The sequence below is a fragment of the Actinoplanes sp. NPDC051851 genome (assembly GCF_040681165.1).
Lineage (GTDB): Bacteria > Actinomycetota > Actinomycetes > Mycobacteriales > Micromonosporaceae > Actinoplanes.
Map to the genome: position 1 here is coordinate 21438 of NZ_JBFAYF010000079.1, position 14074 is coordinate 35511.

Annotated in this window: 13 protein-coding genes and 1 tRNA gene; 8 read left to right on the forward strand and 6 right to left on the reverse strand. The window is 70.3% G+C overall.

From position 1 onward, the window contains the following. Window position 1 precedes the first annotated feature (1 nt). The 3 genes from AB0M08_RS41950 to def form a co-directional block, all read right to left on the reverse strand. Window positions 2-808, reverse strand: coding sequence for a TetR/AcrR family transcriptional regulator (locus AB0M08_RS41950; RefSeq protein ID WP_364506122.1), 807 nt, complete (start codon window positions 806-808; stop codon window positions 2-4). A gap of 12 nt (window positions 809-820) precedes the next feature. Next, complete coding sequence (locus AB0M08_RS41955; RefSeq protein ID WP_364506125.1) at window positions 821-1651, reverse strand: oxidoreductase; 831 nt, start codon at window positions 1649-1651, stop codon at window positions 821-823. Between the two features lie 151 nt (window positions 1652-1802). Further along, window positions 1803-2342 (reverse strand): peptide deformylase, encoded by a 540-nt coding sequence (gene def, locus AB0M08_RS41960; RefSeq protein ID WP_364506127.1) that lies wholly within the window; start codon window positions 2340-2342, stop codon window positions 1803-1805. 199 nt (window positions 2343-2541) lie between these two features. Here def and AB0M08_RS41965 point away from each other — a divergent pair, with 199 nt between their 5' ends. Next, a complete protein-coding gene (locus AB0M08_RS41965; RefSeq protein WP_364506130.1) occupies window positions 2542-3024 on the forward strand; it encodes a hypothetical protein in 483 nt (160 codons plus the stop codon). A 91-nt stretch (window positions 3025-3115) separates the two neighbouring features. Here AB0M08_RS41965 and AB0M08_RS41970 read toward each other — a convergent pair whose 3' ends face one another. Then, on the reverse strand, window positions 3116-4006 hold the full coding sequence (locus tag AB0M08_RS41970) for a DMT family transporter (RefSeq protein WP_364506132.1): 891 nt from the start codon (window positions 4004-4006) through the stop codon (window positions 3116-3118). 40 nt (window positions 4007-4046) lie between these two features. Further along, the gene (locus AB0M08_RS41975; protein ID WP_364506135.1) at window positions 4047-6254 is read right to left on the reverse strand and encodes a bifunctional polysaccharide deacetylase/glycosyltransferase family 2 protein; all 2208 of its coding nucleotides are present in this window, start codon (window positions 6252-6254) and stop codon (window positions 4047-4049) included. Between the two features lie 278 nt (window positions 6255-6532). Between AB0M08_RS41975 and AB0M08_RS41980 the strand changes: the two genes are divergently transcribed. Beyond that, complete coding sequence (locus AB0M08_RS41980; protein ID WP_364506138.1) at window positions 6533-7567, forward strand: glycosyl hydrolase; 1035 nt, start codon at window positions 6533-6535, stop codon at window positions 7565-7567. Window positions 7568-7678: 111 nt separating this feature from the next. Here AB0M08_RS41980 and AB0M08_RS41985 read toward each other — a convergent pair whose 3' ends face one another. Beyond that, window positions 7679-8041, reverse strand: coding sequence for a hypothetical protein (locus AB0M08_RS41985; protein WP_364506140.1), 363 nt, complete (start codon window positions 8039-8041; stop codon window positions 7679-7681). A 232-nt stretch (window positions 8042-8273) separates the two neighbouring features. Between AB0M08_RS41985 and AB0M08_RS41990 the strand changes: the two genes are divergently transcribed. From AB0M08_RS41990 to AB0M08_RS42015, 6 genes are all read left to right on the forward strand, one after another. Next, window positions 8274-10229, forward strand: a complete 1956-nt coding sequence (locus AB0M08_RS41990; RefSeq protein WP_364506143.1) for a PAS domain S-box protein — start codon at window positions 8274-8276, stop codon at window positions 10227-10229. Window positions 10230-10545: 316 nt separating this feature from the next. After that, the gene (gene cmk, locus AB0M08_RS41995; RefSeq protein WP_364506145.1) at window positions 10546-11226 is read left to right on the forward strand and encodes a (d)CMP kinase; all 681 of its coding nucleotides are present in this window, start codon (window positions 10546-10548) and stop codon (window positions 11224-11226) included. A gap of 50 nt (window positions 11227-11276) precedes the next feature. Beyond that, on the forward strand, window positions 11277-12659 hold the full coding sequence (gene der / locus AB0M08_RS42000; protein ID WP_364506153.1) for a ribosome biogenesis GTPase Der: 1383 nt from the start codon (window positions 11277-11279) through the stop codon (window positions 12657-12659). 57 nt (window positions 12660-12716) lie between these two features. Continuing rightward, window positions 12717-12790: transfer RNA gene (locus AB0M08_RS42005), tRNA-Pro, on the forward strand. 136 nt (window positions 12791-12926) lie between these two features. Next, window positions 12927-13211 (forward strand): hypothetical protein, encoded by a 285-nt coding sequence (locus AB0M08_RS42010; protein WP_364506148.1) that lies wholly within the window; start codon window positions 12927-12929, stop codon window positions 13209-13211. Between the two features lie 98 nt (window positions 13212-13309). Beyond that, window positions 13310-14029, forward strand: coding sequence for a PIN-like domain-containing protein (locus AB0M08_RS42015; protein WP_364506150.1), 720 nt, complete (start codon window positions 13310-13312; stop codon window positions 14027-14029). Window positions 14030-14074: the final 45 nt, after the last annotated feature.

Genomic DNA, 14074 nt, shown 5'->3' on the forward strand with positions numbered 1-14074 from the left:
CTCAGCCCAGGGCGAGCAGCCCGGCCAGGGTGACCTGCAGGCTCCGGCTCAGGCGGTCCGCGAAGTCGACCCGGGAGTGGGCCAGCCGAGGGTCGGTGACGGCCTCCGCCACCTGCGGGGACGGATTGGCGAAGGGCCAGAGCCCGGCGATCAGCAGGATCGTGGTGGCGACGAGCTCGCGCGCCGCGGCGTCGGAGAGGGCCGGGATCCGGTCGGTCAGCAGCGCCGCCAGCCGGGACTGCAGGGCGGTGTGGGCGAGCTTGAACTCGCGGACCGTCCCGGCCGAGATGTTGCGCTCCAGCTCGCGGCCGAGGGCGCTCCACAGCTCACAGATCACCGGCCGCCCGGCCAGCGACCGGGCCAGCGCGCCGACGACGGCCACCGCATCGGCCGGCGCGCCGGGCACGGCCGCCGGACCGGCCGAGCCATCGGGCACCACCGCCGGACCGGCCGGGCCGCCGGGTACCGCGCCGGGAGTCGCCGTGGGGAGATCGAGATCGGTCAGCCAGTCGTCGAGGGACTGGTTGAGCAGGGCGAAGAAGACCGCCTCGCGGGTCTCGAAGTAGCGGACCACGTTGGTCTTGGAGAGGCCGACGCGGCGGGCCAGCTCGCGCAGGCTGACGTCGGCCAGCGGCATCTCGGTGAGCAGGGCCGCCGCCTCGCCGAGGATGGCGCGGCGGCGGGCCTCCCGCTGCTCGGGGCTGCGGGCGCGCTGAAAGTCCAGGCCGGGACTCGTCTCGCAGCCCGGCGAAGGACTCGGCGCGGAACTCGTCTCGGGACTCGTCTCGGGACTCGTCTCGGGGCTCATCGAGTGGCGAGACTACCCCGCGTAGGCGACCGACTCGCTGACCGCGCGCCACTGCGCGTCGGTGGCGGCGAGCCGGTCGGCCTGTGCCCGGGCCACCGCGACCGCGTCGGCGCCGAGCAGCAGGTGCAGCGGGGGCTCCGGGTGGGCGGCGACGTCGATCAGCACCCGGGCGACGCGCGCGGGGTCGCCCGGCTGGGTGCCGTCGGCGGCGCGCAGGCGGCTCACCGCGGGCTCGATGACCGGGCGGTACGCGTCGCTGATCGGGTGCTCGGCCATCGACGTGCCGGCCCAGTCGGTGCGCATCCCGCCCGGCTCGGCGATGGTGACCCGGATGCCGAGCGGGGCCACCTCCCGGGAGAGGACCTCGGAGAAGCCGCCGACCGCCCACTTGGCGGCCTGGTACGCCCCGAGCCCGGGCCCGCCGACCCGCCCGCCGACCGAGGAGACCTGGATGACGTGGCCGGCACCCTGGTCCCGCATCACCGGCAGCGCGGCCCGGGTCAGGTTGACCACGCCGAAGAAGTTCGCCTCGATCTGGGCCCGGAACTCGTCGGCGGGCATGTCCTCGATCGCCGCGACGTCGGCGTACCCGGCGTTGTTGACCAGGACGTCCAGCCGCCCGAAGGCGCCGACGGCGGTGGCGACCGCGGACCGGGCACCGTCCGGGTCGGTCACGTCGAGGGCGACCGCGCGGACCCGGTCGCCGTGCTTCGCGGTGAGATCGCGCAGCTGCTCCGGCCGGCGGGCGGTGGCCACCAGGAGGTCGCCGGACTCCAGCACCGCCTCGGCGAGCGCGCGGCCGAGACCGCGGGACGTGCCGGTGATCAGCCAGACCTTGCTCATGACGCTTCCCCTTATAAGAGGCCAGTGGAACCTTGTGCACTCCACTATAAGAGTCCACTGGCCTCTTCCGGTCGGATGTGAGCGGGCTCATGACGTACCGCAAAAGAAACGGCCCGGAGAGAGACTCCGGGCCGTGCGGGGAACGGGGGGTTCAGTGCGGGCTGACGCGCAGCTCGGGGAGCTCGGCGGACCAGGCGGCCTCGCGCAGGGTGTCCAGGATGCGGCGGCGGCCAGCCTCGTCCTGGTGGTCGACGAAGAGGACGCCGTCCAGGTGGTCGGTCTCGTGCTGCATGCAGCGGGCGAGCAGCCCGGCGCCGACGACCTGCACCGGATCGCCCTGCCTGGTGTACCCGCGGGCGACGGTGTTGAGGCGGCGCCGGGTGTCGAGGTAGATGCCCGGAATGGAGAGGCAGCCCTCGGGACCGTCCTGGACCTCCTCGTCCGGGAACTCCAGCACCGGGTTGACCAGGTGGTCGAGGCGCAGCTCGTTGCCCGGCAGATCGGGGTTGATCGCGAAGACGCGCAGGCTGACGCCGATCTGCGGAGCGGCCAGCCCGGCCCCGCGGGAGCGCTCCAGCGTCTCGGTCAGATCACGCACGAGCACGGCCAGCTCGGCATCGAAATCGGTCACCGGCGCGGCGACCCGGCGCAGCACCGGGTCACCCACCTTACGGATGTCCAGCACGGTCATCAGAAACCTCCTCGGTCACCGTTCACGACGTCCGGAAGCCCTGTCGCGCTCGTCGCACCCACCATTGTGCCCTCGCTCCGGCCACCGCAGTGGCAGTCATCACCACCGATGGAGGGAACGGGGAGGCGTGTTTCCACGTCGTTTCCGGTAGGCGTCCCTTCAGAGAGCAGGGGAGCCCGGGGAGAGCGGAGGACGGGCGATGAGTGAGCAGGAACGGAACCGGTCGTGGTTGAGCGAGGGGTTCACGCATCCCGATCCGCGGCTGGCGGATCGGTCCCGTGACCTGCCCCGGGACCAGGGGTACGAGTTGCCGGCCAACGCCCAGCAGCGGCATCAGAGCGCCCAGATGCTCAACTTCCTGAGCCAGAGGGACATCGCCGCGCGCCGGGACCGGGAACGCGAGCAGCGGCTGGCGGCGTCGCGGGTGCAGAACCAGCAGCCCAGCATGCCGGCGAGCTACACGTTCGGGGCGGCACCCTCCCCCGACGCCGGGATGCAGAGCGACGCGGCGGCGCTCGCCCGGCAGGGGTTCCAGGCGCCGTACCAGTCCTGGAACCCGGGGGCCGCCCAGGCCGGCTGGTCGACCAACCCGCCGGCCCGGCAGATGGGCAACCCGAGCATGCCGCCCGCGCCGCAGAGCCAGAACCAGAACCAGAACCAGCAGCCCGGCCAGAGCCGCTGAACGGCCAGAGCCGCTGAACGGCGGGCGCCACGAACGGTCCATGCCATGAACGGTCGCGATGCCGCGAACGGCCGGGGCGGGCGCTGAACGGTCAGCGGCGCCGGGAGAGGGCGACGCCGGTCAGCGCGACGGCGCCGCCGAGCAGGGCCAGCGGGTGCGGGGTCTCGCCCAGCACCGGCCAGGCCAGCAGGATGGTCAGCGGCGGTACCAGGTACGTGGTCACGCCAAGCCGGCCGGCGGGCATCCGCGACAGGGCGTACGCCCAGGTGCCGAAGGCGAGAGCGGTGGGCACCACGCCGAGGTAGACCACCCCGGCGATCGACGCGGCGGAGGCGTCCCGCAGGTCGCCGAGCAGGCCGGGGGCGTACGGCAGGGTCACCAGCGTGCCGATCGCGCAGCCGAGCCAGGTGACCTGGAGGGCGGGCAGCCGGCGCAGGACCGGCTTCTGCACGGTGGCGCCGATCGCCCAGGCGGCGGCCGAGAGCAGGCAGAGGACGACGCCGAGCGGGTCGGCCGCGGTGCCGCCCCCACCGGTCACGCCGATCAGGACGACACCGGCGAAGGCCACCACCGCGCCGATCAGGAGCGGTCGCGGGAAGCCCTCGCCGAGGAACGCGCCGGCCAGCAGGGCGATCAGCAGCGGCCCGATGTTGACCAGCATGGCCGCGGTGCCCGCGTCGAGGCGCTGCTCGGCGGCGTTCAGCGCGACGTTGTAGAAGCCGAGCCAGACCGCACCGTAGACGGCGACGAACAGCCATTCGCGCCGGGTCGGGCGGACCCAGGTGCGGCGCAGCAGGAGCGCGGCGGAGAGCACCAGGGTGCCGGTGACCAGGCGGCCCAGCGCGAGCGGCCCGGGGTGGAAGTGGTCGCGGACGGCACGGATGGCCACGAACGCCGACGCCCACGCCAGCACGGTGACGATCACCGCGGTCAGGACGATGATCGAGGGGCGGGCGCGGGCGCCGGTGTTCGTGACTGTCATGCCGTCACGCTAGAAGGAGAACTGTTCGGTGGGTACCGCACTAACTCTTGCTGATGGCGGCGCTGAGACCACCGGCCCGCTTCAGCTTCTGCCAGCCGAGGCGGATGCCGCCGAGGGCGGCGAGGGTGGACTGGATCAGCACCAGGTACATCAGCTGCCGGTAGACGAACTGCTGCAGCGGGACCAGCCAGACCGGCTTCGTCGACTCCTTGTCCAGCTTGAAGGCGTAGAAGGTGCTGGCCATCTGCATGGCGAGCATCAGCCCCCAGGCCATCAGCGTCTCGCCGGTGTCGAGGAAGAAGAGCCCGTAGATCAGGAAGACGTCGATCAGCGGGGAGAGCAGCGGCATCAGGGTCTGGAAGAGCAGCAGGTTGAGCAGACCACGGCGGGCGTACTTGGCCCGGCCCTTCTCGACGAGGGCGTGCCGGTGCTTCCACATCGCCTGCATGGTCCCGTACGACCAGCGGTAGCGCTGTTTCCACAGCTGCGCGACGGTGGTCGGCGCCTCCGTCCACGCCCGCGCGTCCTCCACGTAGACGACCCGCCAGCCGTCCCGCAGCAGCGCGATGGTCAGGTCGGTGTCCTCGGCGAGGGTCTCCTCGGAGAGGCAGCCGACCCGCTGCAGCGCGTGCTTGCGGAACGCGCCGATCGCGCCGGGCACCGTGCACATGCAGCGCATCACGTCGTACGCGCGCCGGTCGATGCTGAAGCCGACCACGTACTCGATGTGCTGCCAGAGGGCGATCATGCCCTTCCGGTTGGCGATCTTCGCGTTGCCGGCGACCGCGCCGATCTCCCGGTCCGCGAACGGCTGGACCAGGTTCTTGACGGTGTCCGGCTCGAAGACCGTGTCGCCGTCCATCATCACCACGATCTCGGTGTCGGCGGCCGCGATGCCCGTGTTGAGCGCGGCCGGCTTGCCCGAGTTGGGCTGCCAGACGACCGTCACGTTCGGGTGGCCCAGCCGCTCGGCGATCTCCGCGGTGCCGTCGGTGGAGCCGTCGTCGACCACGATGATCCGGATCGGGTGGGTGCTGGCCGCCAGTGAGTTGACGGTGTCGGCGATGCACTCCTTCTCGTTGTACGCCGGCACGATGACCGTGACCGGTTTCGTGTACGGCGCCCCCCAGGTCGACTTGAACGCCCCGGGTCTCCGTTTACCTCCTGGTCTGTCCCGGGACGCGTGCCGCCGCCCGAGTCCCAGCATCAGGACCAGGCGGGCGATGGTGAGGACGCCGAAGAGCACGAGCAGGCTGGCGAACCCGGTGGTCACGTGCTCGGCGATCTGCACCGCGAAGACCAGGCCCTTGCCGAGCGTCAGCTCGTTGGTGGTGGCCTCCGGGTTGACCGTGTCCAGGCCGGCCGTCGCGGCGATCGTGGTGAAGGTGTAGCCCTGCTTCTGCAGCTCCGGGATCACCGTGTCCAGCGCGGAGGCGGTCTTGGAGCGGTCACCACCGGCGTCGTGGAAGAGCAGGACCGCGCCGGCGCCGTCGTCCGGGGTGACCGCCTCGATGATCTCGTCGTTGGTCACGCCGGACTCCCAGTCCCGGCTGTCCAGGTTGTTGACGACCGTCAGGTAGCCGCGCTTGCCCATGTCCTTCATGACGTTCCACGTCCGGTTGTCCAGCGCGGCGTTCGTGGAGGAGTAGGGCGGCCGGAAGATCACGCTGGTCACGCCGGCTGCCCCGGCGAGCGCGAGCTGGGTCTCCTGCATCTCGACCGTACGCCGCCACTCCCCCTTGCCGGCCAGGTCGGGGTGCGTGAACGTGTGGATGCCGATCTCGTTGCCGGCGTCCTTCACCTGCTTGACCAGGCTCGGGTACTTGCTGATCTGCGAGCCGAGCATGAAGAAGGTGCCGGTCACGTGGTACTTCGCCAGGACCGCGAGGACCTCCGGCGTGTACGTCGGGTCCGGCCCGTCGTCGAAGGTGAGCACGACCTGCTTGTCCGCGACCGCGGCGGTCTTCGTGGTGGTGCCGTCGGTCTGGATGATCGGACCGCCGTCGAAGGCCTCGTCCGGCACCTTGTCGATGTTCTCGGTCGACTCGGAGGCGCCGTCCTGGGTGAACTCGCCCTGGACCAGGCCGTTGACCAGCAGGATGCTCGCGAAGAGGCTGATCAGTACGGCGAAGACGATCCACCGCGGCTCGGGCACCTTCAGCTTCAGCGGTGGTGCCTGGGGTGGAGGAGAGGGCGGTGGCGCCGGTTCCTCCGGTGTCGCCGACTCCTTCGACGCGTAGACGGTCACGGATTTCCTTTCCAGCGTTGAACGGCCCGGCGTCCCCGTCCGCCCGGCCCGATTGGTGTTCTCGTTTGTGACGCGTTACACAAAACCTGGCTTTACCCCCGGCTATTTCGGTGAGAAATGGACATGGTCGGAGTCCGATTTGCGGCGATCCCGGTAAATAGTTGAAGACCGATATAAGGGATAAATGCAATGATGCCGCCATGCATCGGATTCGCCGCCCCCTCACCTGCCTCGCGACAGGCGCGCTGTTGTTCCTCGGAGCGTGCAAGGAGGGCACGGTGGCCGACGCGAGCCCGATCCCGTCCCGGATGTCCGCAGCCGCCCCCACCCACTCGGTGGCACCGGCGGTCACCGCCTCCGCCCCGGCGTCGCTCTCCGCCTCGGCGTCGGCGTCCGCGTCCCCCTCCGAGAGCTCCGCGAGCCCGGCCCCGACCGAGACCATCCCGGCGATGCCCGCCGTCGCGCCGTACCTCGACATCACCGCCGACGCGGACGTCAAGGAGATCCACAAGAAGACCGGGCTGACCGACTTCACGCTCGCCTTCGTGCTCGCCGACAGCTCCGGGGAGTGCACGCCCACCTGGGGCGGGACGACGGCGCTGAACAACAGCACGGTCCAGGCCCGGATCGACAAGATCGACGCGTTCGGCGGGGACGTGATCGTCTCCACCGGCGGCGCGGACGGCACCTACCTGGAGAGCGTCTGCTCGCAGAAGCAGCTGGTCGCGGCGTACAAGAAGGCGCTGGACGCGGCCGGGAGCAACCACCTCGACGTCGACATCGAACAGGACGTCGACAACGACACCGTGATCGGCGCGCTCGCCGCGCTGCAGGAGGACCGGAACACCGCGGTCACCCTGACCGTGCCGGCCGACGGCAGCGCGGTCGGCCTGACCGACGAGAGCATCGCCCTGCTGGAGGACGCCAAGGCCGGCGGCGTCGAGGTCACCGTCAACGCGATGACGATGAACTTCGACGACGCCGGTGAGGACTGGGCCACCGCGATCACCGAGACCACCCAGGCCGTCCACGACGACATGGCGGCGATCTGGTCCGGGCGCAGCGACGCCCGGATCTCGGCGATGCTCGGCATCACCCCGATGATCGGCGTCAACGACTCCGGCGGGGTCACCACGGTGGCGAACGCGCGCACCGTGGTCTCCTACGCGGAGAAGAGCGGGCTGGGCTTCGTCCGCTTCTGGTCGCTCAACCGGGACAACGGCGACTGCGACGACGGCGAGCTCAGCGGGGCGTGCAGCGGCGTGGACCAGTCCGACTACGCCTTCACCAAGCTCTTCACCGACTTCGAGTAGGCCGGGGCCCGCGACGAACCGGCTCGGCCCGTCGTGCAGCGGGCCGGGCCCGGCGCCGGACGAGCCGGGGCCGGCCCCGGCCGGCCCGGCTTCCTGTGACACCGGCCGGACCTACCGCGGTCCGGCCGGCGCGTTGCCGCCGGGCGGGGCGCCGAACGGGTCCTGGCCGTTCGGGGGCGCCGGCGAGGCGATCGGCTGCGCGCTGGTGGCGGCGCTGGGCGCGGCGCTCGCGCTGCCGCTCGCCGCGGTCGACGCCGAGCTCTTGGCCGCCGTCGTGGCCGCCACGGTCGCCTTGGTGGAGAGCTCGGCCTCCGGGGCCTGGACGACACTCATGATCACGACCCCTATGTAGGCGAACGCGCCGAGGGCGGCGAGGCCACCGGAGATGGCGAGAATCCTCTTCCGCTTCCCCGTGGAGTCGACGAACACCCGCTTCTCGTCCGACTCGTTCTGCTTGGTCGAGGCATAGAGCATGGCCCTGGCTTCCCTCCGCAAAATGTGCCGCATCGGCGGCGGAATCCCTGAGCCAGCAACGTATGGACGGAGCCTGGGGGAAAACTGTGCCGCAGCCCAGCGCGTTCTGTGGAAAATATGAGCCGATTCCGAGTGTCCGGGGCTTGACCTGGCGGCAATGACATCCGTCGAATCAGTGGACGCTGTGAGTGACAGCTCTCAGGTCCTGCACCCGGCGTCCGATGGTGGAGTCGTGCAGGACCAGATCTTCCTGATCGGCAACCTGGTCATCATGGCCGCCTACCTGGCGATCATGGTTGCCATCGTGGTGCCCCTCGTCCGGGCCGGCCAGCTCATCAGCAACAAGCTGGCCACCGCCACCGCGCTGATCTTCTTCAGCTGCGCGGTGGGCCACGGGCTGCACGCCGCGATCACCTGGGCGTACCTGGCGGCCGGGGCGCACGCCGGGCACACCGCGCACAACGGCGCGCCGTTCTGGGGCTGGGCGTCGGCCGTCTGGGACGCCGTCACCGCCGGGGTCGGCGTCTACTACTGGACCCTGCGGCGCGGGTACGGCATCCTGCTCGGCCCGGGCGCCATGTACCTCGACCCGTTCGGCAAGAACCGGCTGGACGAGGCGGACGCCCGGGAGCGCGCCGCCCGGGACATCGCCGAGGCGCACCGGGCCACCCTGGCCGCCGTGGTCGAGCACAGCGTCGACGCGATCATCGGGCTCGCCCCGGACGGGATCATCACCGCGTGGAACGGCGGCGCCGAACGGCTCTTCGGCTACCCCGCCGGCGCCGTGCTCGGCAAGCACGCCGTCATGCTCGCCGACGAGGACGGGGCGGACCACCAGGAGGACGTCCTGACCCGGATCCGGAACGGGGAGCGCGGGGTCGCGTACGAGACCCGGCGACTGCGCAGCGACGGCACCCCGGTCGACGTCTCGGTCAGCGTGTCGCCGATCCTCGACCACCGGGACCGGGTCATCGGGATCTCGGCGGTGGCCCGGGACGTCACCGCGGCCAAGGAGGCGGCCGAGCGGCAGCGGGCGATCCAGGAGCGCACCCAGCAGGCGCAGCGGATGGAGAGCCTCGGCAAGCTGGCCGGCGGCGTCGCCCACGACTTCAACAACATCCTGGCGATCATCGCGAACTACACCGAGTTCGCGATCGAGGAGACCGCCGGCACACCGGGCGTCCAGTCCGACCTGACCCAGGTGCGCACCGCGGTCGAGCGCGCCACCAACCTGACCCGGCAGCTGCTCACCTTCACCCGCGGCGACGCCATCCAGCCCCGCGACGTCGACCTCAACGCGGCGATCGCCGAGGTCCGGGCGATGCTGGAACGCACCATCGGCGCGCACATCGATCTGATCACGGCGCCCGCCACCACGCCGCTGGCCGTGCACGCCGACCCGGGCCAGCTGAACCAGGTGCTGCTCAACCTGGCGATCAACGCCCGGGACGCGATGGCCGACGGCGGCACACTGGTGCTGGAGGCGAACACCGTCACGCTCGACGGCGAGGAGGTGCAGATGCAGCCCCCGCTACCGGCCGGCACCTACGCCCGGCTGCTGGTCAGCGACACCGGCGAGGGGATGCCGGCCGAGGTGATCGCGCACATCTTCGAGCCGTTCTACACCACCAAGCCGGTCGGCAGGGGCACCGGACTCGGCCTGGCCACCGTCTACGGCATCGTCACCGAGGCGGGCGGCAGCATCAACGTCTACTCCGAGCCGGGCGTCGGCACCACGTTCCGGATCTACCTGCCGCTCGCCGAGGCCGGCACGTCGGCCATGGTCCCGGAGCGGCAGGCCGCGCCACCCGGCGGCGGACGGACCGTGCTGGTGGTCGAGGACGAGGTGGCGCTGGCCCGCATCGTCACCCGCATCCTGACCGGAAACGGCTATCACGTCCTGACCGCGGTCAGCGGCGCGCAGGCCCTCGAACTGTTCGGGGCACACGAGGTCGACGTCCTGCTGACCGACGTGATCATGCCCGAGATGTCCGGTCGCCGGCTGGCCGAGCTGCTCACCGAGCGCCGCCCCGGCCTGCCGGTCCTCTACATGTCCGGCTACAGCAACGGCCTGCTCGGCACCACGCACGTGCTGGACGGCGACATCACCTTCATCGAGAAGCCGTTCACCGCCGCCGACCTGCTGCACAAGCTCGCCGCCGCCACCCGGCACAGCTATTCCTTCTAACCCCTTTCCGGGTACGACCGGAGCCCGCGTGCCGTCGCGCTCGCGATGAGCGTTTCGCCCGTCGTCGTGCTCGGCGTGACCGTTTCCGCACTCCCCTGCGCCCGTGTGCCGCGGTGCCCGCGCCGGTCGCCTTTTGAGCGGGGCGGGAGCGCGAGGACCGTACTCGAGGAAGGGTTTGATCTTGACGTTGGGTGTCGACGTGTCTTCGCAGGGTGAACCCGGCCTGGGTAGCCTGGGGGAAGAGCCCCGGTTCGCCGGGTGTCGCGGCGGCGGGCACAATGGGAGGGTTGTTGGCCCGGGGACTTTTGGAGGAACGGTGGCGCTAGAGGTACGGCCGGAACAGTGCGTCGTAGCGGTCGACGGCCCGTCCGGCTCGGGCAAATCCACCGTCTCCCGGCGTCTGGCCACCGCGATCGACGGGGTGTACCTGGACACCGGCGCGATGTACCGCGCGGTGACCTGGGCGGTGCTGGAGTCCGGCGCCGACCTGACCGACCCGGAGGCGATCGCCAAGGTCGCGCTCGAGACCGAACTGCGGATCGGCACCGACCCTCAGGCACCGAGCTTCGCGGCGAACGGGACCAACGTCGACGTGCCCATCCGCGGCCCGGAGGTGACCGGGGCGGTCTCGGCCGTCGCCGCCGTCCCCGCCGTGCGGAAGTTCCTGGTCGAGCAGCAGCGGGCGATCATCGCGGCGCACCCCCGGATCATCGTCGAGGGCCGTGACATCGCGTCGGTCGTCGCCCCCGACGCCGACCTGAAGGTCTACCTGACCGCCTCGGCCGCCGCCCGCGCCGCCCGGCGCAGCGCCGAGGACGCCACCGACGTGGCCGCCACCGAGGCCGACCTGGCCCGCCGTGACAAGCTGGACTCCAGCCGCGCGGCCGACCCGCTGCGCCAGGCCTCCGACGCCATCGAGGTGGACACCACCGGAATGGGCATCGACGAGGTCGTCGCGCACCTTCAACGTCTTCTGGACAGCAGGGTAAGTAAGTGACTGAGTTTCCCGCCGACCTCGACATCAACGATTTCGAGGGTGGGCTTGATCTGATCTCCTCCTCCCCCTCCGAGGACGGCGAGTCGCACTCCGGCCCCGTCCCGGTCGTCGCCGTCGTCGGCCGCCCCAACGTGGGCAAATCGACGCTGGTCAACCGCATCATCGGCCGCCGGCAGGCCGTCGTGGAGGACGTGCCCGGGGTGACCCGGGACCGCGTGCCCTACGACGCGCAGTGGACCGGCCGCCGATTCACCGTGGTCGACACCGGCGGCTGGGAGCCGGACGCCAAGGATCGCGCCGCCGCCATCGCCGCCCAGGCCGAGATCGCCGTGCAGACCGCCGACGTGGTCCTCTTCGTCGTCGACGTGACGGTCGGCGCCACGGACGTCGACGAGGCCGCGGTGAAGATGCTGCGCCGCAGCCACAAGCCGGTCATCCTGATCGCCAACAAGGCCGACAACCAGAACCTGGAGATGGAGGCCGTCTCCCTCTGGTCCCTGGGCCTCGGCGAGCCGCACCCCATCTCCGCCCTGCACGGCCGCGGCTCCGGCGACCTGCTCGACGGCATCCTCGCCGCGCTCCCGCCCACTCCCCCGGTGGTCGAGGGCGGCCCGCGCGGCCCGCGCCGGGTGGCCCTGGTCGGCCGCCCCAACGTCGGCAAGTCCTCCCTGCTCAACCGTTTGGCCCGCGAGGAACGCGCGGTCGTGGACTCGGTCGCCGGCACCACGGTCGACCCGGTCGACAGCCTGGTCGAGATGGACAACGAGGTCTGGCAGTTCGTCGACACCGCCGGTCTGCGCAAACGCGTCCACCAGGCCTCGGGCACGGAGTACTACGCCTCCCTGCGCACCGCCGGCGCGGTCGAGGCCGCCGAGGTCGCCGTGGTCCTGCTCGACTCCGGCGAGGTCATCAGCGAACAGGACCAGCGCGTCATCACCCAGGTCATCGAGTCCGGCCGCGCCCTGGTCATCGCCTTCAACAAGTGGGACCTGGTCGACGCCGACCGCCGGTTCTACCTGGACAAGGAGATCGACCGCGACCTCAAGCGGGTGACCTGGGCTGTTCGCGTCAACATCTCGGCCAAGACCGGCCGCGCGGTCGACAAGCTGGCCCCGGCGATCCGCCGGGCGCTGGCCTCGTGGGAGACCCGGGTTCCGACCGGCGCGCTCAACCAGTGGCTGACGGCTCTGACCCAGGCGACGCCGCACCCGGTGCGGGGCGGACGGGCGCCGCGGGCCCTGTTCGCGACCCAGGCCGGCGTCTCACCGCCCCGGTTCGTGCTGTTCACGACGGGCCCGTTCGATGCCGGGTACCTGCGCTTCATCGAACGCAAGCTGCGAGAAGAGTTCGGGTTCGAGGGGTCACCGATCGAGCTCTCGGTGAAGCCCCGGAAGAAGACGGGGCCGGGGGGTCGCGGAAAAGCGCACGGGTGAGGTTGGTAGTCTGTAGGAGATGTCGCGCCGGGGGTTCTCGGATCCGCGGAGCGGGATCGGGCTGTAGCGCAGCTTGGTAGCGCACTTGACTGGGGGTCAAGGGGTCGCAGGTTCAAATCCTGTCAGCCCGACCGTTGAAAGCCCTGACCAGCGTAGATGCGGTCAGGGCTTTGACGTATATCTATGTAGATTTGATCCGTCCCCCGAAAACTCTTCCCGCTGATTTAAGCAATTCATTCACCAACTCGGGAAGGCTGCCTCCGCGGGGTGGCGGGCCGTGGTCGCATCATGGATGAAGTTGGGCGCGGCCGCCGACGTCCAGATCGACTCGTCTGCCGGATCGGCCGCGAGCCCGGCGACATCGACTTCGTCGTCATCTGCGAGAACACCGAAGGCGGCGCCCTGATGCTCGACCACCTCGGTTACCCGGAGGCGGCAGCGGCGATCGATTCGGTGCTGTCCTCCGGGGACGTGCGAACGCCGGATCTCGGAGGTACTCACCGCACCGAGGACCTGGGCCGGGTGGTGGCCGACGCCCTCGGATCGGCCTGAGGGGAATCGGCAAGGCCTGTTCGGGCTTTGTCGTGCATTCACCGGGAGCCTTGTTCGGGATGGCCGAAGCTGTTACCTCTTGGGTACGGTTTGGCCGCTTGGAGGTCCGGGTGCATGGATTGTTCGATGGTTTCGAGGGCTACTACCTACCCAGTAGTGATGACATCGACCGTGCATTGGCGACCGCTGTGGTGGCCCTCGATGCCAATGTGATGCTGAGTCTCTACCGGTACAACGCGCAGACGGTAACGGATGTCCTGAGCATTTTGGAGGCTCTCGGCGACCGACTTGTCGTCCCGCACCAGTCTTTGGTCGAGTTTCATCGCAACAGGCTGTCGGTCATCAGCAATCCTGGCGCGGCCCTGAAGGAGCTGCGCGATGCGCTGGAGAAGAGCCGATCCAATGCCGATGGTGCCCTCGGTCGCTGGGCTCAGCAGGTTGCCATGGACGAACCACTGCTGGTGCGTCTCCGTGGCGATCTCAAGGAGGCCCTCGATTCGATTGAGACGAGGGCGATCCAGGTGGTTCCGGACCGAATTTCCCCGGACACGCCCAGCGACGAGGACACCGTGCTCACGAGGCTAGGCGCTGTCTTGAAAGGCAAAGTCCTGCCAAAGCCGGACGAGAGTGATTGGTCGGCGATGGTGGACGAGGGCAAGCGTCGAGTCTCGGCGAAGCAGCCGCCGGGCTATCTGGACGCAGAGAAGGCTGACCTGCAGGCCGAGGGGGCTGCCGGAGACTACCTCGTCTACTGGCAGTCGGTCCTCCACCTCGATCCGTCAGGGGGTTTTGATCTCTCGCCGTCCGTTTCGGCGTGACCGTTTTGTCCCTCGCGGATGGATGTGGTGTGGCCGCGTGTCGCT